This is a genomic window from Streptomyces sp. NPDC015032, assembly GCF_043080425.1.
GTDB lineage: Bacteria > Actinomycetota > Actinomycetes > Streptomycetales > Streptomycetaceae > Streptomyces.
Genome location: NZ_JBIBVN010000125.1, coordinates 1 through 1331 on the forward strand (window position 1 = coordinate 1; position 1331 = coordinate 1331).

At 72.6% G+C, this 1331-nt stretch carries 1 protein-coding gene; it reads left to right on the forward strand.

The features are described 5' to 3' along the window. Positions 1–1331: phosphopantetheine-binding protein (locus ACF08M_RS41665; RefSeq protein ID WP_392190531.1), on the forward strand; the 1331-nt coding region annotated here is incomplete at both ends.

Sequence of the window (1331 nt, forward strand, 5' to 3'; positions counted from 1 at the left end):
GCGCGGTGGACGGCGGACGGTCAGCTGGAGTACGTCGGGCGCGGTGACACCCAGGTCAAGGTCCGCGGCTTCCGCATCGAACCGGCCGAGGTCGAGGCGGTGCTCGGCGCGTACCCGGGTGTGGAACAGGCCGTGGTGATCGCCCGCGAGGGACGTGGCACCGGAAAGCGGCTGGTGGGTTACGTGGTCCCGGCCGGGGCGGGCGACTCCGGCGACGGCGCCGATCTCGCCCTCGAAGCCGGAGTCGTGGTGAGTGAGCTGCGCGGGTTCGTGGCCGCCCGGCTGCCGGAGTTCATGGTGCCCGCGGCCTTCGTGGTGCTGGACCGGCTGCCGCTGGCCCCCAACGGGAAGCTGGACCACGCGGAGCTGCCGGAGCCGGAGTTCACCGGTGGGGTCTACCGGGCGCCGGGCTCGATGGAGGAGGAAATCCTCGCGGGTGTGTTCGCCGAGGTGCTCGGCCTGGACCAGGTCGGGGTCGACGACGACTTCTTCGCGGTCGGCGGCGACAGCATCGGCTCGATCCAGGTGGTGGCACGGGCGCGGGCGCTCGGCGTCGAGATCGGCCCGCGAGAGATCTTCGAGTGCCGCACCGTGGCGGAGCTGGCCGGGGCCGCGGTGGCCAACCGGCGAACCGGTTCCGGCCCGGTACTGGAGGAACTCGAAGGCGGCGGGGTCGGCTCGATGCCGCTGCTGCCCATCGCACGGCACCTGGCCGAACTCGGCGGCGATTACGACCGGTTCACGATGGCGACCACGTTGGTACTGCCGCCGGGAATCGACCGGGCGGGGCTGACGGCGACCCTGACCGCGGTGGTGGACCGGCACGACATGCTGCGGTCCCGGCTGGTGGCTGAGGACGGCGGGGGCCTGGTGGTGGCTCTGGCGGGTTCGGTGGATGTGGCTGCCCTGATCCGGCGGGTCGACTGTTCTCAGGAGCCGTGGGAAAGGGTGGCGCAGGCCGAAATTGACGCAGCGGTGGGCCGGTTGAACCCGGTCGCGGGGGTGATGGCCCAGTTCGTATGGCTGGACTCCGGCGACGATGACGGCAATGGCGACGGTGCGAGCAACGGCGACGGCCGGCGCGCGGGTGCCGCCGCGGGCCGGCTGCTGGTGGTCCTGCACCACCTGGTGGTCGACGGTGTGTCCTGGCGGATCCTGCTGCCCGACCTCGCCGCGGCCTGGGAGCGAGTGCAGGCCGGCAAGGCACCGGCCCTGCCGCGGGTGGCCACCTCCGCCCGTCGCTGGGCGTATGCGCTGGCTGATGAGGCGGTGCGGCCGGAGCGGGTGGGTGAGCTGTCGTTGTGGCAGTCGGTGCTGGAGGGGTCTGATCC